The 22555-nt window shown below is 71.6% G+C and carries 16 protein-coding genes, 3 pseudogenes and 1 riboswitch; of the genes and pseudogenes, 9 read left to right on the top strand and 10 right to left on the bottom strand.

Annotation, left to right across the window (positions count from 1 at the left end; translation table 11 throughout):
- Positions 1-131: 131 nt before the first annotated feature.
- Both ACH4E7_RS10190 and ACH4E7_RS10195 read left to right on the top strand, forming a co-directional pair.
- Positions 132-437, top strand: coding sequence for a hypothetical protein (locus ACH4E7_RS10190; RefSeq protein WP_396248556.1), 306 nt, complete (start codon positions 132-134; stop codon positions 435-437).
- Between the two features lie 314 nt (positions 438-751).
- Positions 752-907: riboswitch (cyclic di-AMP (ydaO/yuaA leader) on the top strand.
- Positions 908-914: 7 nt separating this feature from the next.
- The gene (locus tag ACH4E7_RS10195) at positions 915-1616 is read left to right on the top strand and encodes a LysM peptidoglycan-binding domain-containing protein (protein WP_396248557.1); all 702 of its coding nucleotides are present in this window, start codon (positions 915-917) and stop codon (positions 1614-1616) included.
- A 309-nt stretch (positions 1617-1925) separates the two neighbouring features.
- On the opposite strand, the gene ACH4E7_RS10200 is transcribed toward ACH4E7_RS10195, so the two are convergent.
- From ACH4E7_RS10200 to ACH4E7_RS10215, 4 genes are read right to left on the bottom strand one after another with little or no spacing between them, the layout of a single operon-like run.
- Positions 1926-2567: a sarcosine oxidase subunit gamma gene (locus ACH4E7_RS10200; RefSeq protein ID WP_396248558.1), complete on the bottom strand. Its 642-nt coding sequence runs from the start codon at positions 2565-2567 to the stop codon at positions 1926-1928.
- Positions 2557-5430 carry a sarcosine oxidase subunit alpha family protein gene (locus ACH4E7_RS10205; RefSeq protein WP_396248559.1) on the bottom strand — a complete coding sequence of 958 codons (2874 nt, stop codon included), beginning with the start codon at positions 5428-5430 and terminating at the stop codon, positions 2557-2559. Before ACH4E7_RS10205 ends, ACH4E7_RS10200 begins: the two co-directional genes overlap by 11 nt.
- Positions 5427-5708, bottom strand: a complete 282-nt coding sequence (locus tag ACH4E7_RS10210) for a sarcosine oxidase subunit delta (RefSeq protein WP_396248560.1) — start codon at positions 5706-5708, stop codon at positions 5427-5429. Before ACH4E7_RS10210 ends, ACH4E7_RS10205 begins: the two co-directional genes overlap by 4 nt.
- Before the next feature lie 25 nt (positions 5709-5733).
- Entirely contained in the window at positions 5734-6951 is a 1218-nt protein-coding gene (locus ACH4E7_RS10215; RefSeq protein WP_396248561.1) for a sarcosine oxidase subunit beta family protein, read from the bottom strand.
- Positions 6952-7361: 410 nt separating this feature from the next.
- Here ACH4E7_RS10215 and betA point away from each other — a divergent pair, with 410 nt between their 5' ends.
- Positions 7362-9041, top strand: a complete 1680-nt coding sequence (gene betA, locus ACH4E7_RS10220; protein ID WP_396248562.1) for a choline dehydrogenase — start codon at positions 7362-7364, stop codon at positions 9039-9041.
- Between the two features lie 68 nt (positions 9042-9109).
- Here the strand turns inward: betA and ACH4E7_RS10225 are convergent.
- Positions 9110-9409: pseudogene (locus tag ACH4E7_RS10225) on the bottom strand (EamA family transporter); the annotation flags it as partial.
- Here ACH4E7_RS10225 and ACH4E7_RS10230 point away from each other — a divergent pair.
- Positions 9401-9640: pseudogene (locus ACH4E7_RS10230) on the top strand (LysR substrate-binding domain-containing protein); the annotation flags it as partial. The pseudogenes ACH4E7_RS10225 and ACH4E7_RS10230 sit on opposite strands and share 9 nt — an antisense overlap.
- Positions 9641-9899: 259 nt before the next feature.
- Here ACH4E7_RS10230 and ACH4E7_RS10235 read toward each other — a convergent pair.
- Positions 9900-11081, bottom strand: coding sequence for an NAD(P)/FAD-dependent oxidoreductase (locus ACH4E7_RS10235; RefSeq protein ID WP_396248563.1), 1182 nt, complete (start codon positions 11079-11081; stop codon positions 9900-9902).
- The gene (locus ACH4E7_RS10240) at positions 11078-11398 is read right to left on the bottom strand and encodes a bifunctional 3-phenylpropionate/cinnamic acid dioxygenase ferredoxin subunit (protein WP_396248564.1); all 321 of its coding nucleotides are present in this window, start codon (positions 11396-11398) and stop codon (positions 11078-11080) included. The genes ACH4E7_RS10235 and ACH4E7_RS10240 overlap by 4 nt, the downstream gene beginning before the upstream one ends.
- A 137-nt stretch (positions 11399-11535) precedes the next feature.
- On the opposite strand from ACH4E7_RS10240, the gene ACH4E7_RS10245 reads away from it, so the two are divergent.
- Positions 11536-12312, top strand: coding sequence for an IclR family transcriptional regulator (locus ACH4E7_RS10245; protein ID WP_396248565.1), 777 nt, complete (start codon positions 11536-11538; stop codon positions 12310-12312).
- Positions 12313-12367: 55 nt separating this feature from the next.
- On the opposite strand, the gene ACH4E7_RS10250 is transcribed toward ACH4E7_RS10245, so the two are convergent.
- Both ACH4E7_RS10250 and ACH4E7_RS10255 read right to left on the bottom strand, forming a co-directional pair.
- Positions 12368-13924, bottom strand: a complete 1557-nt coding sequence (locus tag ACH4E7_RS10250) for an APC family permease (RefSeq protein WP_396248566.1) — start codon at positions 13922-13924, stop codon at positions 12368-12370.
- A 99-nt stretch (positions 13925-14023) separates the two neighbouring features.
- Positions 14024-15520, bottom strand: a complete 1497-nt coding sequence (locus tag ACH4E7_RS10255; protein WP_396248567.1) for an aldehyde dehydrogenase family protein — start codon at positions 15518-15520, stop codon at positions 14024-14026.
- 238 nt (positions 15521-15758) lie between these two features.
- Between ACH4E7_RS10255 and ACH4E7_RS10260 the strand changes: the two genes are divergently transcribed.
- The 3 genes from ACH4E7_RS10260 to ACH4E7_RS10270 are packed head-to-tail and all read left to right on the top strand — an operon-like array spanning position 15759 to position 20517.
- The gene (locus ACH4E7_RS10260; RefSeq protein WP_396248568.1) at positions 15759-18203 is read left to right on the top strand and encodes an FAD-dependent oxidoreductase; all 2445 of its coding nucleotides are present in this window, start codon (positions 15759-15761) and stop codon (positions 18201-18203) included.
- A gap of 56 nt (positions 18204-18259) precedes the next feature.
- Positions 18260-19381, top strand: a complete 1122-nt coding sequence (locus tag ACH4E7_RS10265) for an aromatic ring-hydroxylating dioxygenase subunit alpha (RefSeq protein ID WP_396248569.1) — start codon at positions 18260-18262, stop codon at positions 19379-19381.
- A 47-nt stretch (positions 19382-19428) separates the two neighbouring features.
- Positions 19429-20517, top strand: a complete 1089-nt coding sequence (locus tag ACH4E7_RS10270; protein WP_396248570.1) for an S-(hydroxymethyl)mycothiol dehydrogenase — start codon at positions 19429-19431, stop codon at positions 20515-20517.
- Between the two features lie 128 nt (positions 20518-20645).
- On the opposite strand, the pseudogene ACH4E7_RS10275 reads toward ACH4E7_RS10270, so the two are convergent.
- Positions 20646-21401, bottom strand: a pseudogene (locus ACH4E7_RS10275) (ATP-binding cassette domain-containing protein); the annotation flags it as partial.
- A gap of 208 nt (positions 21402-21609) precedes the next feature.
- Between ACH4E7_RS10275 and ACH4E7_RS10280 the strand changes: the two are divergent.
- Positions 21610-22533, top strand: a complete 924-nt coding sequence (locus ACH4E7_RS10280; protein ID WP_396248571.1) for a RimK family alpha-L-glutamate ligase — start codon at positions 21610-21612, stop codon at positions 22531-22533.
- Positions 22534-22555 lie beyond the last annotated feature (22 nt).

The following is a 22555-nucleotide window of genomic DNA, read 5'->3' on the forward strand; positions in this document are numbered from 1 at the left end:
GTCATGCTCGTACACCACGGCCAGCCCCAACCTCGGCCAGGTGGCCCGCGACCTGATCGCGATCACCGCCGGGCGCGAGCCGCGGATCCCCGAGCCCGGGCGGCCCTTCACCGACGTCGACCCTGGAGCTGTTGGCGCTGACCGGCCCCTGGTGCTGTGGCACCAGCGCGGTCGCGCTGCACCTGCGAGCCGGCCGTGTGCTGGAGCTCACAGCGCTGGGCGGCGCGGCCCGCACCTCACGGTTCCGGCCCGGGCCGGACGGGACCTGGACCGGGCTGGACGGCTACTGCGCGGGCGAGCCGCTGCGCGTGGTGCACCGGGCCGACAGCACGGTCGACCACCTGGACCAGGCCGGCTTCGTCCACACCCGCACCCCGTACGATCCGGCAGCCGAGGTGCCGGGAGGCGTCGATGCGCAGGGTTGGCAGGCAGGCTGACCTCCGGTCAGGTCGGCGCGCCCCAGGGCGGGCGCGCCGGCCCGAACCCGCGACCCGCACGGCGCGCCATCGGGCGGTGGCCGCCGCGCTGGGCCCGGCGGCCCGTACTGACACGGACTCATAGGGCCGTTGTCGAATCGTTATCAAGCGCTATTGTGGATCATTCGGACAATCCGGCCGGGCCGTGACCCAGCTCACGAGGCCTTGTGCTAATGGCTCCGTGCCGTTTACGGTCCTTCTCGTTCGTCTCCGTACGAAACGAACCCCGCTCTCCGGAACGCCGAATCCTGCCGCCGGATCGGGCGGGCACGTGCATCCATGAAGCACCGCGGCAGGGGCGGGGGACCCACAGGTAAGTCGCCTCATCCGGACTGGTTCCGGCGGGGCTAGGGGTGAAGCCGCGTCTCTGCGCGGCCGGGCAACTCCAGCCCGAACCCGACAGCTCACCTCGCAGGCGTGTGAGAGGAATCGCACTTCATGCTGCCCGTCAACGCTCGCCCCAGCCTGTTCGCTGTCGGTTCCGTCAAGCGCATCGTCGCGGCCGCCGTGGTCGTCGGCGTCGGCGTCGGCATCCCGGTGGTCGCCGCCACCGCCGCGAACGCCGCCCCCGTCAAGCCCGCCCCGGCGCACTCGGCCCCGGCCGCCGCCCCGCAGGCGCCCGCTGTCTACACCGTCCAGAGCGGTGACTCCCTCACCAAGATCGCCACCACGCACAACGTGCAGGGCGGCTGGCAGAGGCTCTACGAGCTCAACAAGTCCGTGCTGACCAAAGGCCCGGGCAAGATCTACCCGGGCCAGCACCTGACCCTGGGCGGGGCCGCCCCGGCTCCGGCCAAGCCGGCCGCCGCCAGCCCGTTGGCCGCCACCCCGGCCGCCCCGGTCGCCAACACCCCGGCCGCGCTGCAGGCGCTTGCGGCCTCGATCGTCCCGGCGAACCAGCTGGCCTCGTTCGACCAGATCATCAGCCACGAGAGCGGCTGGAACATCCACGCCACCAACCCGAGCTCGGGTGCCTACGGCCTGCCGCAGGCGCTGCCCGGCAACAAGATGGCCTCGGCCGGTTCCGACTGGCAGAACAACCCCGCCACCCAGCTCAAGTGGGCCCTGCAGTACATGAACACCGTCTACGGCAGCCCGAACGCCGCCTGGGCGTTCTGGCAGGTGCACAGCGCGTACTGATCGGACCTCTCCCGATCAGTACGGCCTGATCGGGCCTGATCGGCCTGTTCGAACCGATGGGTCCGAGCGAGTACCGCCTGTCGGCCGGATGTCCGGCGGCTGACGGGTGCCAAGCGGCCACCTGACCGGCCCGGTTCACGTAGCGATGCGTGAGCCGGGCCGTCGGCGTGCCCGGGGTCCGGACGGGACCGCGGTGCGGGCAGTCCGCCGCGGCGTAGCGCACCGGCTACTCGGCGTACACGGCGAGGTCCTCGTCCCACCTCGAACACCGTTGGAACGGCCGTTGTGATCTCAGTGAATCCCGCACCGTCAGGGGAGGGCGGGGAGTGGCGAGTGTCGGTACTCCTCCATCGCGTCGAGCAACCAGTCCGCGAGGTACTGGGCGAACGACCCGCGGACCAGGAGCCGGTACGACGGCGCCTCGTCGAGCTGGTGGAGCACCACGTTGACCTTGGACACCGTCGTCTGGGCGCAGCGGCCCGGCGCGAAGGCGCGCGGGTGCAGATCGAGTGAGCAGCCCTTCTCCAGCACCTGGCGTGCGGCCGGGCCGGTCAGTTCGAGCGTCGTGCGGTTGGCGGAGACGTCCACGACCGATCCGGGCTCGTCTGCCAGCGCCGCGCGCAGAACCCGCTCGGTGGTCGGCCCCGAGCCGTCGGGGCCGACGACGAGCCACTCGTCCGGGCCCAGCCACAGCACCTGGAGGTCGCCTGCTCGGACGGCGGTGTCGGCCTGGGCCGGCAGAGCCGCGCCGAGCGCCTTGCCGACCCGCGCCGCGGCCGCGCCGGCCGGGTCGAGCCGGAGGTTGAGCTGGGCATGGAACGGGACCTCGCGCAGCCGGACACCTCGTTCGCTGGTGACAGCAGGGCCGAGATGGGGGTACCCACGGCCGGAGGCTGGGGGAGTGTCGGTGAGATGTCCGAGCGGACTCTGCCGCAGCCGGTCAACCGTCACGGCGGGCTCCCTTCGGGTCGTAGAGGACGGGGTCGGCGACGGTCGCGGCGACCGTGCGGCCGTCTGCGAGCGGTGCGAGGACGGTCTCGCCGATCCTGTCCCGGCCGCCTCGGACGAGGGCGAGAGCGAAGGTCCGGCCGAGCGCGGCGCTGCGGTAGCTGGAGGTCACGTGGCCGAGCGAGGGCACCGGGCCGGCCGTGGTGTCGACGCCCTCGGCCACCAGCTGGGAGCCCTCCGGCAGCAACTCGGCGCGGTCGACCGGCAGCAGCGCGACCAGGTGCTTCCGGTCGGCCCGCGCGGTGTCCGCCCGCCGGAAGGACCGCTTGCCGACGAAGTGCTTGTGGCGGGAGACGATCCACTCCATGCCGAGGTCCTGCGGGGTGACCGTGCCGTCCGTGTCCTGGCCGACGATGGGGTATCCCTTCTCCGCGCGTAGCACGTGCATGGTCTCGGTGCCGTAGGGGGTGATTCCGGCCGGGCCGCCCGCCGCGATCACGGCCTCCCACGCGGCGAGGCCGAACCAGCTCGCGACGTTGATCTCGTACGCCAGCTCGCCGGAGAAGGAGATGCGGCAGATCCGGGCCGGGATGCCGTTGGCCAGTCCGGCCTGACTGACCGTCATGAACGGGAATGCCTCGTTGGAGACGTCCAGATCGGGCGCGAGGGCGGTAAGGACCTCACGGGACCGGGGGCCGACGACGGCGACGGTGGACCACTGCTCGGTCACCGAGGTGCAGCGCACGCGCAGCTCGGGCCACTCGGTCTGCAGCCACTCCTCGAGCCAGTCGAACACGGCCGCCGCGTTGCCCGTGGTCGTCGTCAGGTAGTAGTGGTCGTCGGAGAGCCGCACGGTGACACCGTCGTCGAAGACCATGCCGTCGGGACGGCACATGATGCCGTAACGGGCCGATCCCACGGCCAGTTTGGCGAAGCCGTTGGTATAGATGCGGTCCAGGAACGCCCCGGCGTCGGGGCCGACGATGTCGATCTTTCCGAGGGTGGAGGCGTCCATGACCGCGACGCCTTCGCGGGCCGCTCGGCACTCCCGCAGCACGGCGGCGTCCATGTCCTCATCCGACTCCGGGTAGTACCGGGGGCGCTTCCACTGGCCGACGTTCTCGAAGACCGCGCCGTGCCGGACGTGCCAGGGGTGGATCGGCGTGGTGCGCACCGGGTCGAAGAGTGGGCCGCGCTCGCGCCCGGCGAGGAGGGCGAAGGAGACGGGTACGTACGGGCCGCGGAAGGTGGTGGTGCCCACCTCGCCGGGCGAACTCGCCCCCAGCAGACGGGCGATGGCGCCGATCGCATTGACCCCGCAGCCCTTGCCCTGGTCGTGGGCGGTGCCGATGGTGGTGTAGCGCTTGATGTGCTCGACGGAGCGCATCCCGGCCCGGATCGCCCGCTGGACGTCGGCGACGGTCGCGTCGCGCTGGGAGTCGATGAAGTGGTCGCGCCAGGTGGCCGGTTCGCCGTCCTCGCCGGGCACGATCCAGACCGGACGCGGCGGCGCGGGCGGCTCGTCGCCCGTGCCGGGTGGCACCGGTGGGACGGCCGCGGGGAACCCGGCGCGGGTCGCGGCCTCCGCTCCGGCCGAGAAGCCCTCGCCGAGGCAGCCGGCGAGGTCGTACGTGCCGCGCCCGGCTCCGACGGCCTGGACGCGCTGGGCGTTCACGTCCGGGACGAACGCGGCGATCGTCTCCGCGTACCGCACGGTGCCCCGGGACTGGCTCCACAGATGCACCGCCGGGCTCCAGCCGCCCGAGACGGCGAGCAGGTCGCAGGCCGTCTCGCGTACCGGCCCGGTCAGCGCGTCACCGCCGGTCAGTCCGCTGATCCGCACCGCCGTGATCCGTTCCGCACCGGCGGTCGCGACCACGGCGGACCCGGGGAGCACCTCGATCCCGACGCGGCGCGCGGCGGCGACCAGCGCGGCGGGCGGCTGCGGGCGGGTGTCCACCAGTGCGGCCACTTCGGCGCCGGCCGCGGCGAGTTCGAGGGCCGTGGCGTAGGCGTGGTCGTTGGTGGTGAACACGACGGCGCGCCGACCGGGGAGGACCGCGTACCGGTTGAGGTAGCTGCGGACGGCGGCGGCCGACATCACCCCGGGGCGGTCGTTGCCCGCGAACACCATCGGACGCTCGTGCGACCCGGTCGCCAGGACGACCTGACGGGCCCTCAGGTGCCAGAGCCTCTGGCGGGACACGCCCGGGACGGGGTGCGGGCCCAGGTGGTCGGTGCGGCGCTCGGCGACCAGCAGGTAGTTGTGGTCGTGGTAGCCGATCGCGGTGGCGCGGGTGAGGATCCGGGTCTCGGGCTGGGCGGCGAGTTCGCCGCGGACGGCTTCGACCCAGTCGAGTGCGGGGCGCCCGTCGATCTCCTCGCGGCCGCTGAGCAGCGCGCCACCGAGCTCCGGCTGGTCGTCGACCAGGACGGCCCGGGCTCCGGAGCGCCCGGCGGCGAGTGCGGCGGCAAGTCCCGCCGGGCCGCCGCCGACGACGAGGACGTCGGTGTGGAGGTGCATCTTGTCGTGGACGGCCTCGTCGGGCGCCTCGTCGAGCCGGCCCCGGCCCCGCAGGCTGCTGGCCCGCAGCCCGTCGTACAGCTCGACCGTGGTGGCGAGCAGCATCGGTTCCGAGCAGGGGCCGTCGACCTGCACCAGTGCGTGGGGTTCGTCGACGCCTGCCGTGACGATCCCGCGTGGGCGCTCGCGGTAGAGGCTGGGGGCGGTGCCGAGGACGCCGTTGGCGAGCAGTGCTGAGGCGAGGGTGTCGCCGCGCAGCCCGGAGTACTCGACCCCGTCGTAGCTGAACCGCAGCACGGTCGTGCGATCGACGCGACCGCCCTCGGGGACGCGGTGGGTCATGCGTTCACCTCGGGCTTCGGCTGCCCGGCCGGGTAGACGGCCAGGATGTCGTGGGTGACGGTGTGGCGGATGACGTTGAACCAGCGGCGGCATCCGGCGGCGTGGGACCAGCGCTCCGCGAACGGGCCCTTGGGGTTGTCGCGGACGAAGACGTACTCGGCCCACTCGGTGTCGGAGAGCGCCTCGGGGTCGGCCGGGTAGGCGACGTGGGCCTGGCCGCCGTAGTGGAAGTCGGTCTCGTCGCGTTCCCCGCACCAGGGACAGGCGATGAGCAGCATGTGTCCTCCTGTGAGGGCTGAGGGCTCAGTGTGCGACGGCGGCGGCGCCGTGCTCGTCGATGAGGGCGCCGGTGGTGAAGCGTTCCAGCGAGAAGGGCTCGTTCAGCGGGTGCGGTTCACCGGTGGCGATGGTGTGGGCGTAGACCCAGCCCGAGGAGGGTGTCGCCTTGAAACCGCCGGTTCCCCAGCCGCAGTTGAGGTAGAGGTTCTCGATCGGAGTCGGTCCGATGATCGGCGAGGCGTCCGGGGTGACGTCGACGATGCCGCCCCAGGTGCGCAGCACGTGGGCGCGGGCGAAGGCCGGGAACAGTTCGAGGGCCGCCGCCATCTGGTGCTCGATCTGGTGGAACGAGCCGCGTTGGCCGTAGCCGTTGTACGAGTCGATTCCCGCGCCCATGACCAGTTCGCCCTTGTGCGCCTGGCTGACGTACACGTGCACGTGGTTGGACATGACGACGGTCGGGTGCACGGGTTCGAGCAGTTCGGAGACCAGGGCCTGCAGCGGGTGGCTCTGGAGCGGCAGACGCAGGCCGAGCAGGTCGGCGAGGGTGCTGGTGTGCCCGGCGGCGGCCAGCGCGACCCGGCCGGCGGCAATCCGGCCGCGGGTGGTCTCGACGCCGACGACCCGCGCGCCGTCGCGGACGAAGCCGGTCACCTCGCAGTTCTGGATCAGGTCGATGCCGTACTCGTCGGCCTTGCGCGCCAGGGCCCAGGCGACGTGGTCGTGCTTGGCGATGCCCGCGCGGGGCTGGAGGGTCGCGCCGAGGACCGGGTAGCGCACGTCCGGCGAGGTGTTGACGATCGGGCAGAAGGCGCGGACCTCGTCCGGGTCGAGCCACTCGGCGTCGACCCCGCCGATCCGGTTGGCGTTGACCCGCCGGGTGCCCTCACGGACGTCCTGCAGGGTGTGCGCGAGGTTGAGCACGCCGCGCCGGCTGAACAGGAAGTCGTACTCCAGCTCCTCCGGCAGCTCCTCCCACAGTTTCAGCGCGTGCTCGTAGATCGCCGCGCTCTCCTCGCAGAGGTAGTTCGAGCGGATGATCGTGGTGTTGCGTGCCATGTTGCCGCCGGCCAGCCAACCGCGTTCGAGCACCGCGACGTTGGTGATGCCGTGGTTGCGGGCCAGGTAGTAGGCGGTGGCCAGTCCGTGGCCGCCCGCGCCGACGATGACGACGTCGTAGGACGGCCTTGGGTCGGGCGTGCGCCACAGCCAGTCGGGGTGCTCGGGAAGCTGGTGGGACATGGCAGGACTCCTGGGCTCCTGGGTGGGGCGGCGGGGTGGCCGGGAACCGGGAGACCAGGATGAGCAGCCGCCGCCGATCGTCGGCGCCGTGCAGCCATCGTGACTCGCCTCCCTGACGTGTGGAGGGCAACGAAGCTGTTTCAGATTACGCACACAGTTGCGTCACCCACAACAGTCGGGAGGGACTGGCCTCGGTGGAAAACCTGGCATCACAGGCTGGTACGGCTTGACGCCGATCCGAGCCGCGCGGAGACTGTTGCGCCATACGGAGCTGGTTTCACTTGAGGAAACTTGCTGTCGACGTCGTGTTGAACGTCAGTTCCCCTGCCCCATCCCGCCTCGCCATCGCCCGACAACCGCCTGGTTGCGGTACCGCACCCACCGGGCGCCGACAGCTACGGCAGGAACACATGACCTTTCAGCAGTACGACTTCATCATCGTCGGCGGAGGATCGGCCGGTTGTGCGCTCGCGGCCCGGCTGAGCTCGGACCCGGGGAACCGGGTGCTGGTACTGGAGGCCGGGCGGCCCGACTACCCGTGGGACGTCTTCATCCACATGCCGGCCGCCCTGACCTTCCCGATCGGGAGCCGCTTCTACGACTGGAAGTACGAGTCCGAGCCCGAGCCGTTCATGAACGGACGGCGGATCTACCACGCCCGGGGCAAGGTCCTGGGCGGCTCCAGCAGCATCAACGGCATGATCTTCCAGCGCGGCAACCCGCTGGACTACGAGCGCTGGGGCGCCGACCCCGGCATGAAGACCTGGGACTACGCGCACTGCCTGCCGTACTTCAAGAAGATGGAGAACTGCCTGGCAGACCGGGAGGCCCGGCGCGAAGCAGCCGATGGCCCCGGTTTCCGTGGCCACGACGGCCCGCTCGTCATGGAGCGCGGGCCGGTCACCAATCCGCTCTTCGGCGCCTTCTTCGAGGCCGTCCAGCAGGCCGGGTACCCGCTGACCGATGACGTCAACGGTCACCGCCAGGAGGGCTTCGCCCCCTTCGACCGCAACCTGCACCGCGGCCGCCGCCTCAGCGCCGCCCGCGCCTACCTGCACCCCGTCATGGGCCGCCCGAACCTCGAAGTGCGGACCCGGGCGCTCGCCACCCGCGTACTCTTCGACGGCAAGCGGGCCGTCGGTGTGGAGTACGCCCGCCGGGGTTCGATGGAGCGCGTACAGGGCGGGAAGATCATCCTCTCCGGAGGCGCGGTAAACTCCCCCCAACTGCTTCAGCTTTCGGGCGTCGGCAACGCGGACGAGCTGTCCGCCCTCGGCATCAGGCCCGTCCACCACCTGCCCGGCGTCGGCGAGAACCTCCAGGACCACCTGGAGGTGTACGTCCAGCACGCCTGCAGGCAGCCCGTCTCGGTGCAGCCGCAACTCCAGCTCTGGCGGCGGCCGTTCATCGGCGCGCAGTGGCTGTTCCTGCGCAGCGGGCCGGGGGCGACCAACCACTTCGAGGCCGGCGGCTTCGTGCGCAGCAACGAGGACGTCGACTACCCCAACCTGATGTTCCACTTCCTGCCGATCGCCGTCCGCTACGACGGCTCCGCGCCGGCCGGAGGGCACGGCTACCAGGTGCACATCGGCCCGATGTACTCGGACGCGCGAGGCTCGGTGAAGATCAAGTCGCGCGACCCCCGCGTCCACCCCGCGCTGCGCTTCAACTACCTCTCCACCGCCCAGGACCGGCGGGAGTGGGTCGAGGCCATCCGCGTCACCCGGCACATCCTCGGCCAGGACGCCTTCGCCGAGTTCAGCGACGGCGAGATCTCGCCCGGCCCCGCCGTGGAGACCGACGAGCAGATCCTCGACTGGGTCGCCCGCGACGGCGAGACGGCCCTGCACCCCTCCTGCACCTGCAAGATGGGGACCGACGACATGTCAGTCGTCGACCCGACCACCATGCAGGTCCACGGCCTGGAGGGGCTGCACGTGGTGGACGCCTCTGCGATGCCGTACGTCACCAACGGCAACATCTACGCCCCCGTGATGATGCTCGCGGAGAAGTCCGCCGACATCATCCTCGGCAACACACCCCTCGAACCAGACCACGCCGAGTTCTACCGCCACCGCAAGGCGGCCTGAGCCGCGCGGAGTTCCGGCTGCGGCGGCGGGGAACAGCTGGACCGGCGATCGGCAGGGGGCCGGGTGGTGTGCCCGGCCCGTACGACTGCGGCGGCGAGCATCAGGACGTCCCCGAGTCGTGGTGCGTGCAGTCCGGTGCTGGAGGTGAGCAGCCCGACGGCCAGGACGCAGAGGCCGGCGGCGAGGAAGAACGTCGGGGGCAGGCTGCGGCCCCCGGTGCGGTCCATCAGGGGGGTGAGCACGATGGTCAGGCTGATGATCAGTCCGGCGTTGGCGGCGCTGGTGTGTGCCACCCCGTAGGTCTCCAGCACGAGAACGGTCGCCTGGGTGACTCCCAGGACGGACCCGGTGCGGACCTCGCCGGCGGTGGCCTGGCACTGATACCGCGCTGGACCGCCCGCCCACACCCCGACGTGGTTCTCAGGCCGCTGAGTGGAGTCCAGGCCCGACGACACATCGATGTGCTCCACCGGCCCGAGCGTGCGGCACGAAAGGCCGTCCGGACGGTCCTCGCCGAACTGCACCGCGCCGCCGCGGCGATCCAGGGCCGAGACACGGGCACGCCCCAGCCGGATGCCGGCACCTCAGCCGGACTGTGACCGGCGCAGCGTGGTGTGCGAGCTCGTCGGAACAGCAGCCGGCAGTGATCGGATCGCCGCCTCCCACGTCCTCGGAGTCAGCCGGAACTCCCGGCGGCTGAGCATCCAGGTCTCGCAACCCGGCCGTCAGTGGAGCGGGTGCTTCACCGCGAGGGTGGTGACGCGGGCCTTGAGGGCGGTGGCCTTGTCGGCGTCGAAGCCGGGGAGCAGCGCCTCGGCGATGACGTCGGAGACCCTCCGATGGGGCGCGGAATGCGGCTCAGCCGGTCGCGACCGCGGCGGCCGGGACGAGGGTGCGGCGGAGCCGGTTGAACGCCTTGGCCTGGTTCATCGCGAGTACGGCGACGGCCTGCCCGTCCCGCAGGTACACGGCAGCGAAGGAACGGCTGTCGAGGTCCCCCTCGACGATCCGGGGTTCGTCGCCCGGCCGGACGTGCCCGGCGAGCTGGATCCGCGCCAGGTACTGGTCGGACCAAAAGTAGGGGGCGGAGGCGGGTCCGGGTGCGGACGCACCGGACAGGAGTGTGCGGGCCGCGGTCCTCGGCTGCTCCATCGCGTTGGTCCAATGCTCGATGCGCGCGTGCCGCCCGGTAAAGGGGTTGGGGCAGCGGGCCACATCGCCGACGGCCACCACGTTGGGGAGGCTCGTCGCGCACCCGGCATCGCAGACCACCCCGTCGTCCACCCGGACGCCGGAGCCCGCGAGCCAGCCTGTCGCGGGACGGACCCCGACGCCGACCACGACGACCTCGGCGGGCAGCACGCGTCCGTCCGCCAGCCGTACACCGGAGACACGGCCGTCGCCTTCGAAGTCGGCGACGCCCACGCCGCACAGCAGGCGGACCCCGTGGTCGGTGTGGAGCGAGGCGCAGGCCCGGCCCATCTCGCGACCCAGCGCCCGCTCCAGGGGCACATCGGCGGCCTCGACGATGGTGACGTCCAACCCCAGCCGGTGAGCGGTGGAGGCCACCTCGGCGCCGATGAAACCGGCGCCGATGACGACGACCCGGGGCAGGCCGTCGGTGAGGTCCGCGCGCAGGGCCTCGGCGTCGTCTAGCGTGCGCAGGGTGTGGATGCCGGCCAGCCCTTCCGAGCCGGGGATCGTCCGGGGGCTTGCGCCGGTGGCGATGACGACCGCGTCGGTGCGCAGCTCGCGGCCGCCGGCCAGGGTCACCGTCCGGCTCGCCGGATCGAGGCATACCGCCCGCTCACCGAGCAGCCAGTCCACGCCCAGCTCCCGGTACTCGTCCGGGGTGCCCAGGGCGAGCGCTTCCGCGTCGATGCCGCCTGAGAGGAACTCCTTGGACAGCGGCGGGCGGTCGTACGGCCGGTGTCGCTCCTCGCCGACGACCACGAGGGAGCCGTCGTACCCCTGGGAGCGGAGCTCACGGGCGGTGCCGAGGCCCGCGAGCGAGGCTCCGACGACGGCGATCGTTCTCATGCCGGCTCGCCGACGGTGATGTCGAGCAGGACGAAGCCGTCCTGCACGGAGACCCGGTGGGTGCGCAGCGGCTCCTTCGCCGGGAGGCAGGTGGGGCGGCCGGTCCGCAGGTCGAACGAGGCGGCGTGCAGGGGGCATTCGATGAGGCAGCCCTCCAGCCAGCCGTCGGCGAGGGACGCGTCCTGGTGCGTGCAGGTGTCGTCGACGGCGTAGAGGGCTCCGTCCGCGTTGAAGATGGCGATGGGGGAAGGGACGCCCTCGGTGACCCGGAGGGCCTCGCCGGGGGGCAGGTCCTCGATCCGGCACACCGTGATCATGTGGAACCTCCAGAGCCGCCAGAGAGCGATTCGTGTCGCGTATTACACAACGCGATTCGTTATGCGCAACATGGTTTCTCCGAGGTGAGGCCTTGTCAAGGGTCGCGGCGGCCACTGGATGTGCATAATGTTGCGCCATGAGCAACAGTGCGGGGGAATCCCCGGTGCAGTCCGTCGACCGGGCGGTGACGATCCTCGAACTCCTCGCCCGGCGCGGCGAGGCGGGGGTCACCGAGATCGCCGCCGAACTCGGTGTGCACAAGTCGACCGCGTTCCGGCTGGTCGCCGCCCTGGAGCTGCGTGGGCTCGTCGAGCAGCCCGGCGAGCGCGGGAAGTACCGCCTCGGCCTGGGCCTGGTGCGACTCGCCGGCGCGGCGACCGTCCGACTCGATCTGTCCCAGCAGGGCCGACCGATCTGCGAGCGGCTGGCGGTCGAGGTCGCCGAGACCATCAACCTGGCGATCCTCGACGTGGACGCCGCCGTCAACATCGACCAGGTGCTCGGCCCGTCGGCGATCACGACGCACAACTGGGTCGGCCAGCGGACCCCCCTGCATGCGACCTCGAGCGGAAAGGTGCTGTTGGCGCACCTGCCCGAGGCGGCACTGGAGAAGCGGCTCGCCGAGCCGCTGGAGCGGTACACGCCGCGCACCGTCACCGACCCCGAGGAGCTGCGGAAGCAGCTCGAGTCCGCTCGCAGGGACGGATTCGCCTGCACGATCGAGGAGTTGGAGACGGGGCTGAATGCCGTGGCTGCTCCGGTCTTCGCTCACAACGGGCAGGTCGTGGCCGCGATCAGCGCCTCCGGGCCGTCGTTCAGGCTGTCCGAGGGGCGCCTCCGCGAGGTGGCCGCTGCGGTCCGGGCCGCCGCCGAGGAGGTCTCCGGACGCCTCGGCTACATGCGCATCCGCTGAGCGCAGGGCGCCGGTGTCCGCCCGGCGCCCCGCTCGGGTCTCTCTCCAGCGAACGTCAGAGTTCCGTGGCGGCAGCCTCGGCGACCGGGCGCTGCACCGCGACGCCCTTGCGGTACCGGAGGTACAGCCCCAGGCCGATCGCAGTGATCACGGCGGTGAAGAGCACCGCGCCCCACTGGAAGTACCAGTGGTCGTCGCCGTAGACGGCCGCGCGCGGCCAGGCCAGGTTGACCGTCATCGCCGCCCCGTAGAGCACCGCGAAGGCGTTCACCGGCAGGCCCCAGCGGCCCAGGTTGAAGTACGGGCCGTGGTCGGGCCCCGGCCACCGCCCGCGCAGCCGGCGCAGCAGCATCGGGCCGGTGACCATGAGGTAGGGGATGTAGAAGAGGATGATCGCGACCGAGGTGAGGATGTAGAAAACTCGCTGGTTGCCGATGTTGACCACCAGCAGGGCGATGGTGAGCACACCGGTGACGACCGCCGGGACGATCGGCGTCCTCGACCGCGGGGAGACCCTGGCGATGGCGTGGCCGAAGGGCAGCCGGCCGTCGCGGGCCATGGCGAAGAGCAGCCGGATGGCGGCGGTCTGTACCGCCAGGCAGCAGACGGTGATGGCGATCGCCGAGCAGATCAGGAAGGCGTCGCCGAGGCCGGTGCCGAGGGTGGACTTGATGAGGTAGGGCATGCCCAGCGTGCCGAGTTCCCGGGCGTCGATGTCGCCGACCGCCATCATGCCGACCAGCATCAGCAGGCCGCCCGCGAGGAACGCCGCCGTGATGGCGCGGAGGATGGCCCGCGGGGCATGGCGGCGCGGCTCCTTGGTCTCCTCGGCCAGGGCTCCCGCAGTGTCGAAGCCGTAGAAGACGTAGGCACTCATGATGGACGCGACCAGGAAGGCGCCCAGGTAACCCGAGGAGTGGCCGGAGCCGGTGCCTGCGGTCTGCAGGACCACCTGCGGGCCGCGGTGGATGTGGACGGCCAGCATGACGATCAGCAGCGTGACGCCGATCAGCTCGACCGCCACACCCAGGTTGTTGATCTTCGCCATCAGCCGGACGCCCGCGATGTTGACGACCGTGGTGAACATCACCAGGCCGAGGGCGAGCACGATCGCGTTCTTGGCACCGTTCGGCGTCGAGGTCACCCCGGCGTCGTCGGCGCCGCCGACGATCTGGAAGGCCAGTGAGACCTGAGGCAGGATCACCTGGTAGGCGACCGCCACGGCGGCGGCCGTGACCACCGCGCCGATGGCCATGATCCAGCCGGACATCCACGAGGTGACCGGGCGGGCTGTCTGCTTGGACCACTGGTAGACGCCACCGGCCAGCGGGAACTGCCCGGCCATCTCGGCGAAGCAGAGGGCGACGGCGAGCTGCCCGAGGAAGACCAACGGCCAGGACCAGATGAAGGCCGGTCCGCCGGCGCCGAAGCCGAAGCCGAAGAGCTGGAAGACACCGGTCATGATCGAGATGTAGCTGAAACCGGCGGCGAAGCTGGAGAACGAGCCGAGGGAGCGCTCCAACTCCTGGCGGTAGCCGAACCCGGCCAGGTCGCGCGTGTCGTCAGCAGGTTGTCCGGAGGCAGTGGTGCTGGTGTTTCCCGAGGTGCTCATGGACGCTCCAGGTGCAAGGCAGGTGTCGGGACGCGGGGGACCCCAAGGGCCGGCGGAGGCGGCGAAGGGGGCCGGGTCGGCCTCGGCCGGAGAACTTACTCAGCCGGAGAACCAGTGCTGGGGGACTGGGTTGACGGTGCGCCAGATGTGCTTGGTCTCCTGGTACTCGCGCAGGCCGGAGGGGCCGAGTTCGCGGCCGGTGCCGGACTGCTTGAAACCACCCCACTCCGCCTGCGGGACGTACGGGTGGTAGTCGTTGATCCAGACAGTGCCCAGACGCAGCCGGGCCGCCAGCCGCTCGCCGCGGCCGGGGTCCCGGGTCCAGACGGCACCGGCCAGTCCGTACGGCGTGTCGTTGGCCAGGACCAGTGCCTCGTCCTCGTGGTCGAAGGTCTCGACGGTGAGGACGGGGCCGAAGACCTCCTCGCGGACCACGGCCATGCCGGCGTGGCATCCGTCGAGGACGGTCGGCCGCAGGAAGTAGCCGGCCTGGAGTCCGGGCTCGGTGGGGCGGGCGCCGCCCGCGCGCAGGGCGGCGCCTTCGGCGAGGGCGCCGGCGATGTGGCGCTCGACCTTCTCGCGGTGCTCGGCGGAGATCAGCGGGCCGGATTCGGTGCCTTCGGCGAGACCGTCGCCGAGCCGGATGCGGTCGGCGCGACGGGCCAGCTCGGCGGTGAACTCGCGGTGCAGGCTGCGGTGGAGGATGAGCCGGGAGCCGGCCGAGCAGACCTGTCCCGAGTGCAGGAACGCGGCGGTGAGCGCGAAGTCCACCGCCGCCTCCAGGTCGGCATCGGCGAAGACGATGTTCGGGTTCTTGCCGCCGAGTTCCAGTGCGACCTTCTTGACCGTGGCGGCCGCCGCCCGCATGACGGACTGTCCGGTGGCCAGGCCGCCGGTGAAGGAGACCAAGTCCACCCCGGGGTGTTCGGCCAGTGCCGCCCCGACCGGCCCGGCGCCGAGCACCAGGTTCGCCGTGCCGCCGGGTGCGCCGGCCTCGGCGAGCCGTTCCCGGAGGATCTCGAAAAGGCGGATGGTGGTGAGCGGGGTGATCTCGCTGGGCTTGGCGACCACTGTGTTGCCCGCGGCCAGCGCCGGGGCGAGTTTCCAAGTGATCTGCAGCAGCGGGTAGTTCCACGGCGTGATCAGTGCGCAGACGCCGACCGGCTCGTGGACCATCCGGCTGACCGCGTCCGAGCGCCCGGTGTCGACCGTGCGGCCCGCGTCGGTGGTCACCAGGGCCGCGTAGTAGCGCAGGACGGCCGTCGAGTCGTCGACGTCGAACCGGCTCTCGGTCAGGGTCTTGCCGGTGTCGAGCGACTCCAGTCGGGCCAGTTCGTCGCGCTGCTCCTGGAGCGCGTCGGCGACGGCGGTCAGTACGGCGGCGCGCCGGGTGGCCGGGGCGCGGGCCCAGGAGCCCTCGTCGAACGCGGCGCGGGCGGCCCGTACGGCTCGATCGGCGTCGCGCGCGGACGCCTCGGCGACGGTCGCCAGGGCGGAGGCGTCGAACGGGTTGACGACCTCGCGCTCGCGACCGTCCTCGGCCGCCGTCCAGGCATCGGCGATGAGCAGTGATGCGGAGCGGATCGATGGGCGCATGGCCGCCGCCTCCTCGGATGAGTTGCGTAATTTGAGACGATTGTCTTTATCCGCAACGTGCCGCTGAGTATGGAAGGACGGAAAAGGGGTGTCAAGGGGGTGGGCCGTGACTCCTCCCAGGCGCACGGGAGTTGGGGGCGGAGTCTTGACACGGTCCGACCGGCGGTCGACGCTGTTCCATATCGCGCATTGATTTGCGCATTATGCAACTCCGATCTCCCAAGAGGGGGCGGATCACTTGACAGCTCACCCGAAGGTCGTGATCGTCGGCGCCGGAATCGTGGGATGCGCGCTGGGCGACGAACTCACCGCGCGCGGTTGGACGGACGTCACGGTGCTCGAACAGGGACCGCTGTTCGCCACCGGCGGGTCCAGTTCGCACGCTCCCGGTCTGGTCTTCCAGACCAACTCCTCCAAGACGATGGCCGAGTTCGCGCGTTACACCGTCGACAAGTACTCCGCGCTCTCGCTGGACGGACAGTGGTGCTTCCGCAAGGTCGGAGGCCTGGAGGTCGCCACCACACCGGAGCGGGTGGAGGAACTCAAGCGCAAGCACGGCTACGCCGCCTCCTGGGGCGTCCGGGCCCACCTGCTCGACGCGGACCAGTGTGCCGAGCTCCACCCTCTGCTCGACCGCAGCCAGGTGCTCGCCGGATTCCACACCCCGGACGACGGCCTGGCCAAGGCACTGCGGGCCGCCGAGGCGCAGGCCCGCCGGGCGATCGCGCGGGGCGCGCGGTTCCTCGGGCGCCACACCGTGACCGGGATCGATTCGGCGCACGGCCGGGTCGCCGCCGTGGTGACCGACCGGGGCACCTTCCCCGCCGACGTCGTGGTCTCCTGCGCCGGGTTCTGGGGGCCGAGGATCGGGCGGATGGCCGGTCTCGCCGTGCCGCTGGTCCCCATGGCCCACCAGTACGCCAGGACCACCCCGGTGCCCGCACTGGCCGGCCACAACTCCGAGCTGCTGGAGGCGTCCAAGCCGATCCTGCGGCACCAGGACCGCGACCTGTACTTCCGCGAGCACGTGGACCGGATCGGCATCGGCTCCTACGCCCACCGCCCGATGCCCGTCGACCTCGCCGGGGTGGCCGCCCCCGGCGGTCCGGTCATGCCCTCGATGATGGCGTTCACCGAGGAGGACTTCGAGCCGGCTTGGAACGATTCCAAGACGCTGCTGCCCGCGCTGGCCGGGACGAAGGTCGAGGAGGGCTTCAACGGCATCTTCTCCTTCACCACGGACGGCTTCCCGCTCCTGGGCGAGGCGCCCGAGCTGCGCGGCTTCTGGGTGGCGGAGGCCGTGTGGGTGACGCATTCGGCGGGCGTGGCGCAGGCCATGGCGGAGTGGCTGGTCGAGGGCAGGCCGCGCACCGACCTGCACGAATGCGACCTGAACCGGTTCGAGCAGGTCCAGCTCGCGCCCTCCTACGTGCACCGGCGCAGCTGCCAGAACTTCGTCGAGGTCTACGACATCCTCCACCCGCTGCAGCCGATGGAGGAGCCGCGCCCGCTGAGGGTCAGCCCGTTCCACACCCGGCAGCGGGAACTCGGCGCGGTCTTCCTGGAGGCCTCCGGCTGGGAGCGCCCGCACTGGTACGAGGCCAACGCCGACCTGCCCGAGGTGGCCGGCATCCCGGGGCGGGGCGAATGGGCCTCGCGGTACTGGTCGCCCATCGCGGGCGCAGAGGCGCTGGCCACCCGTGAGCGGGTCGCGCTCTACGACATGACGGCCCTCAAGCGACTGGAGGTCACCGGCCCCGGAGCGCTCGGCTTCCTGCAGTACCTCACCACCAACCAGCTGGACAAGCCGGTCGGTTCGGTCACCTACACCCTGCTGCTCGACGAATCCGGCGGATTGCGAAGCGATCTGACCGTGGCTCGGCTCGGCGAGCACCGTTTCCAGGTCGGCGCCAACGGCAACCTCGACCTCGACTGGCTCACCCGGCACCTGCCGGAGGACAGCACGGTCCAGGTCCGCGACATCACCGCCGGCACCTGCTGCCTCGGCGTCTGGGGCCCGCTCGCCCGCGAGCTGGTCCAGCCACTGACCGACGCCGACTTCTCGCACCGCGGCTTCGGCTACTTCAAGGCCAGGCACGCGTACCTCGGCAACGTCCCGGTCACCGCGATGCGCCTGAGCTACGTCGGTGAGCTCGGCTGGGAGCTGTACACCACCGCCGACGCCGGGCCGCAGCTCTGGGACACCCTGTGGCGGGCGGGCCGACCGCTGGGCCTGGTCGCCGCCGGCCGCAGCGCGTTCAACAGCCTCCGCCTGGAGAAGGGCTACCGCTCCTGGGGGACGGACCTGACCGTAGAGCACAACCCGTACGAGGCCGGCCTCGGCTTCGCCGTCCGGATGGACAAGGGCGACTTCCTCGGCCGCGACGCGCTGGCCGGCCTCGGCGAGGAGACCGTCTCCCGCCGGCTCACCTGCCTGCTGCTGGACGACCCGCAGGCCGTGGTGATGGGCAAGGAGCCGGTGTACGTCGACGGCGCGCCGGCGGGCTACGTCACCAGCGCCGCGTACGGGTACACCGTCGGCAGGTCCATCGCCTACGCATGGCTGCCGACCGCCGCGGCCCCCGGAAACCGGGTGCACGTCGAGTACTTCGGGGAGCTGCTACCCGCCACGGTCGCCCAGGAGCCGCTGTTCGACCCGGAGATGGCACGCATCCGCCGGTGATCCCGGCCGGCCATCCGTCAGGCATCCCGGTTCCCCACTCACGAGAGGCGACCGCCGTGACCGCGACCGAACTCCCACCGAGCCTGATCAGCACCCTGCCCGGATCCTCCTACACCGACCCGCAGATCTTCGCGCTGGAGCAGGAGAAGATCTTCGAGGCGATGTGGTTCTGCGTCGTGCGCGCCGCCGACCTGGATGCGCCGGGCAAGTTCCGGACCGTGCAGGTCGGCCGGGAGAGCGTGCTGGTGACCCGTTCCCGAGACCACACGATCAAGGCCTTCCTCAACATCTGCCGCCACCGCGGTGCCCGGATCTGCACCGAGGAGTCCGGCGAGGTCAAGCGGAACTTCCAATGCCCCTACCACGCCTGGACGTACGGGCTGGACGGCAAGCTGGTGGCCGCGCCCAACCTGACCAGCATGCCCGACGTCGACCGGACGGCCTACGGCCTGGTCCCGGTGCACGTGCGGGAGTGGCTCGGGTACGTCTGGGTCTGTCTGGCCGACGACCCGCCGTCCTTCGAGGACGACGTGATCGGCGCCGCAACCGAGCGGCTCGGCGACCCGCACGCGATCGACCACTACCAGGCCGACGAGCTCGCCGTGGGGCGGCGCATCCGCTACGAGGTGCGGGCGAACTGGAAGCTGATCATCGAGAACTTCATGGAGTGCTACCACTGCGCCACGATCCACCCCGAACTCACCGAGGTGCTGCCCGAGTTCGCCGGCGGCTACGCGGCCCAGTACTACGTCGGGCACGGTGCCGAGTTCGCGACGGAGGCCGAGGGCTTCACCGTGGACGGAAGTGCCGGGGTCGAGCGGATCCCCGGCGTCTCCGAGGAGCAGGACCGCAGGTACTACGCGATCACCGTCAAGCCGCAGGTGTTCATCAACCTGGTGCCCGACCACGTGATCGTCCACCGGATGTACCCCCTCGCGGTGGACCGCACGGTCGTCGAGTGCGACTGGCTCTTCATCAAGGACGTGGTCGAGTCGGGTACGGACCTGTCCCGCTCGGTGGAGCTCTTCCACCGGGTGAACGTGCAGGACTTCGAGGCGTGCGACCGCACCCAGCTTGGCATGGATTCCCGCGCCTACGCGCGGGGCGGCGTGCTGGTGCCGAGCGAGCACCACATCGGGGCCTTCCACGAGTGGGTGACGGAACGGCTCCGCGGCTGACCCGTCCGTCCCTGCCGGATCACACCCACAGCGAAAGGTGTCGTGCAATGTCCCATCAGGTCAAGGGAGTCATCGCCCCCGCCAAGGGCGAGCCGGTGCGGGTCGAGACGGTCGTGGTGCCCGACCCGGGCCCCGGCGAGGCGCTGGTCGCCGTGCAGGCCTGCGGCGTCTGCCACACCGACCTGCACTACCGCGAGGGCGGCATCAGCGACGACTTCCCGTTCCTGCTCGGCCACGAGGCCGCGGGCGTGGTGGAGGCGGTCGGCGAGGGCGTGACCGAGGTGGCACCCGGCGACTTCGTGATCCTCAACTGGCGGGCGGTCTGCGGCCAGTGCCGCGCGTGTCTGCGCGGGCGGCCCTGGTACTGCTTCAACACGCACAACGCCCGGCAGAAGATGACCCTCGCTTCCAGCGGCCAGGAACTGTCCCCGGCCCTCGGCATCGGCGCCTTCGCCGAGAAGACCCTGGTCGCCGCCGGGCAGTGCACGAAGGTCGACCCGGCGGCCTCGCCGGCCGTGGCCGGACTGCTCGGCTGCGGTGTGATGGCCGGCATCGGCGCGGCCATCAACACAGGCGGCGTGGGCCGGGGGGACACGGTCGCCGTGATCGGCTGCGGCGGCGTCGGCGACGCGGCCGTCCTCGGGTCGCGGCTCGCCGGCGCTGCGAAGATCATCGCGGTCGACATCGACGGCCGGAAGCTGGCGACGGCGCGGCGGATCGGTGCCACGCACACGGTGAACTCGATGGAGGTCGACGCGGTCGAGGCGGTCCGCGAGCTGACCGGCGGCTTCGGCGCGGACGTGGTGATCGAGGCGGTCGGCCGCCCGGAGACGTACCAGCAGGCCTTCTACGCCCGCGACCTGGCGGGGACGGTGGTGCTCGTCGGCGTTCCGACCCCGGAGATGAAGCTGGAGCTGCCCCTGCTGGATGTCTTCGGCCGCGGGGGCGCCCTGAAGTCCTCCTGGTACGGCGACTGCCTGCCCTCCCGGGACTTCCCGATGCTGATCGACCTGTATCTGCAGGGCCGCCTGGACCTGGACGCGTTCGTCACCGAGACCATCGCCCTGGACGAGGTGGAGAAGGCCTTTGAGCGGATGCACGGGGGCGACGTGCTCCGCTCGGTCGTGGTGTTCTGACAGCGGCCCGGGTGAACGCCTGGTCTTGCGGGGGTTCCGCACCGCCCAGACGTGCCCGCCCACATGCCCGTGCAGAGAGACCAGCCGTGCAGCTTCGTGTGCTTTGCCGCAGGCCAGGTAGGGTGCCAGAGTGTTCCGCCGATCTGGACCAGGGCGGCCAGGGCGAGGCGGGTCTTCTCGCCGCCGGACAGGACCCTGGTGGGCTTGTCGGCGTCGTCGCCGCGGAAGAGGAACGCGCCGAGCACGTGCCGCAGTTCGCCGTCGGTCAGGTCGGGCGCGGCCTTGGCGAGGTTGTCGCGGACGCTGAGCGCCGGGTCCAGGGTGTCGTGCTCCTGGGCGAAGTAGCCGAGGCGTAGCCCCGTCCCGGGGGCGACGCGGCCGGAGTCCGGGGCCTCCTGGCCGGCCAGGATCCGCAGCAGCGTGGTCTTGCCCGCACCGTTGAGCCCGAGGACGACCAGCCGGCTGCCGCGGTCGACGGCGAGGTCCAGCCCGGTCAGCACCGGCCGGTCGCCGTAGGCCTTGGCGAGGCTGATCGCGCCGAGCGGCATCCGGCCGCAGGGCGCGGGTTCGGGCAGCCGGATCCAGGCGGTGCGCTCGGCCTGCCGGACGGGTTCGAGCTCGGCCGGCATCCGGTCGGCGCGGCGGGCCATGCTGCGGGCCGTCGTCGCGGTGGCGACGTTGGCGCGCATCCGGTCGGCCTGGGCGTGCAGGGCGGCGGCCTTGCGTTCGGCGTTGGCCCGCTCGCGGGCGCGGCGGCGTTCGTCGGTCGCGCGCTGGGTGAGATAGGCCTGCCAGCCGGTGTTGTGGATGTCGATGGTGGCGCGGGTCGGGTCCAGGTGGAAGACCCGGTTGACGGTCTCCTCCACCAGCTCCAGGTCGTGGCTGAATCCGAATTAGCGGTCGCGGCCGTACTCGGCGGACCTGCTCGGCGGCCTTGTCAACGGCCTGGTCAACGGTCTGCTCAACGGCCTCGTCAGCGGTCTGGTCAACGGCCGTGCCGGACGGCCCCGCCGCCGGTCCGCGAGGGGTTTCGGTCACCGTGGCGCGCGGGGCCGTCTTGTCCCGACCACGAGGGACCGCTTCCATGGCCGCATGCGCCGACGCGACCTCGTTCTCCTCACCGATCACAGCTCGACCGAAGGCAGCCGGGACGTCCTCGCCACCGCCGTGCGGACGCTCACCGGCCGCGCGCCCGTCGACCTCGACGCGCGGCACTTCATGGATGGCGGCAGCGGCCGGATCGAGCCCGCCGACGGTCCGGACGGCCTCCGGCTCACGGTGGACGGGCAGACCGTCACCGCTGAGACGGTGATCGTCTACGAGATCCCGCCGCACCGCCGCCGCGCCTTCGCCGACTGCCAGCGGCAGCTGCGCGCGTACGGCGCCCGCTCGCTCGGCACCGACCCCGAGGCGTGGCGGGCGGCCACCGAGAAGGACCGCACCGTCGCCCGCTTCGCCCGGGACGGCGTGCCGCAGATGCCCAGTGTGGTGCTCTCCCGGCCGAGTCCGGGGGTCGCCGCCGAGGCCTTCCAGCGGCTCGGCGGCGACGTCTGGGCCCGGCCCTGCGTCGGGATGGGCGGCGAGGACGTCTTCCACGTCACCACCCGCACCCGACTCGACGCCGTCGCACGGCACTACGCCGAGGCGGGGGTTGACTGGCTGATCGCCCGCGACGCCCGGAACTTCCTGCCGGACGGCCGCCGCCACCAGTATCGGGTGGTGGTGCTGCGCGGCACGGTGGTCCGCGCGGTGGAGCACGTCCAGGCGGACCCGGACGCGCCCTGTAACGAGTGCCGAGGAGCCGTCTCCACCCTGCTGGAAGTCGATGAACTTCCCGACGGGTTGGCGAAGTCGGCGGTCTTCGCGGCCGAATCGCTCGGGCTGGAGCTGGCGGGTGTCGACCTCGCCGCCGAGAGCGGCGGCGTGGTCTTCGAGGTCAACGTCCACCCGGCCTTCGGGCAGCGCGCTCTGGAGCAGGTCGCGCTGCCGTACGTCGCCGCGCACCTCACGCCGTGAGCGGCTCCGCACGTGTCAGCTC

The sequence above is a fragment of the Kitasatospora sp. NPDC018058 genome (genome assembly GCF_044327205.1).
GTDB lineage: Bacteria > Actinomycetota > Actinomycetes > Streptomycetales > Streptomycetaceae > Kitasatospora.

Coding starts and splice junctions, on each gene's coding strand:
- ACH4E7_RS10195 (WP_396248557.1), top strand. CDS start 915: ATGCTGCCCGTCAACGCTCGCCCCAGCCTGTTCGCTGTCGGTTCCGTC.
- ACH4E7_RS10205 (WP_396248559.1), bottom strand. CDS start 5,430: ATGACCCACCGCGTCCCCGAGGGCGGTCGCGTCGATCGCACGACCGTG.
- ACH4E7_RS10210 (WP_396248560.1), bottom strand. CDS start 5,708: ATGCTGCTCATCGCCTGTCCCTGGTGCGGGGAACGCGACGAGACCGAC.
- ACH4E7_RS10215 (WP_396248561.1), bottom strand. CDS start 6,951: ATGTCCCACCAGCTTCCCGAGCACCCCGACTGGCTGTGGCGCACGCCC.
- betA (WP_396248562.1), top strand. CDS start 7,362: ATGACCTTTCAGCAGTACGACTTCATCATCGTCGGCGGAGGATCGGCC.
- ACH4E7_RS10235 (WP_396248563.1), bottom strand. CDS start 11,081: ATGAGAACGATCGCCGTCGTCGGAGCCTCGCTCGCGGGCCTCGGCACC.
- ACH4E7_RS10240 (WP_396248564.1), bottom strand. CDS start 11,398: ATGATCACGGTGTGCCGGATCGAGGACCTGCCCCCCGGCGAGGCCCTC.
- ACH4E7_RS10245 (WP_396248565.1), top strand. CDS start 11,536: ATGAGCAACAGTGCGGGGGAATCCCCGGTGCAGTCCGTCGACCGGGCG.
- ACH4E7_RS10250 (WP_396248566.1), bottom strand. CDS start 13,924: ATGAGCACCTCGGGAAACACCAGCACCACTGCCTCCGGACAACCTGCT.
- ACH4E7_RS10255 (WP_396248567.1), bottom strand. CDS start 15,520: ATGCGCCCATCGATCCGCTCCGCATCACTGCTCATCGCCGATGCCTGG.
- ACH4E7_RS10270 (WP_396248570.1), top strand. CDS start 19,429: ATGTCCCATCAGGTCAAGGGAGTCATCGCCCCCGCCAAGGGCGAGCCG.
- ACH4E7_RS10280 (WP_396248571.1), top strand. CDS start 21,610: ATGCGCCGACGCGACCTCGTTCTCCTCACCGATCACAGCTCGACCGAA.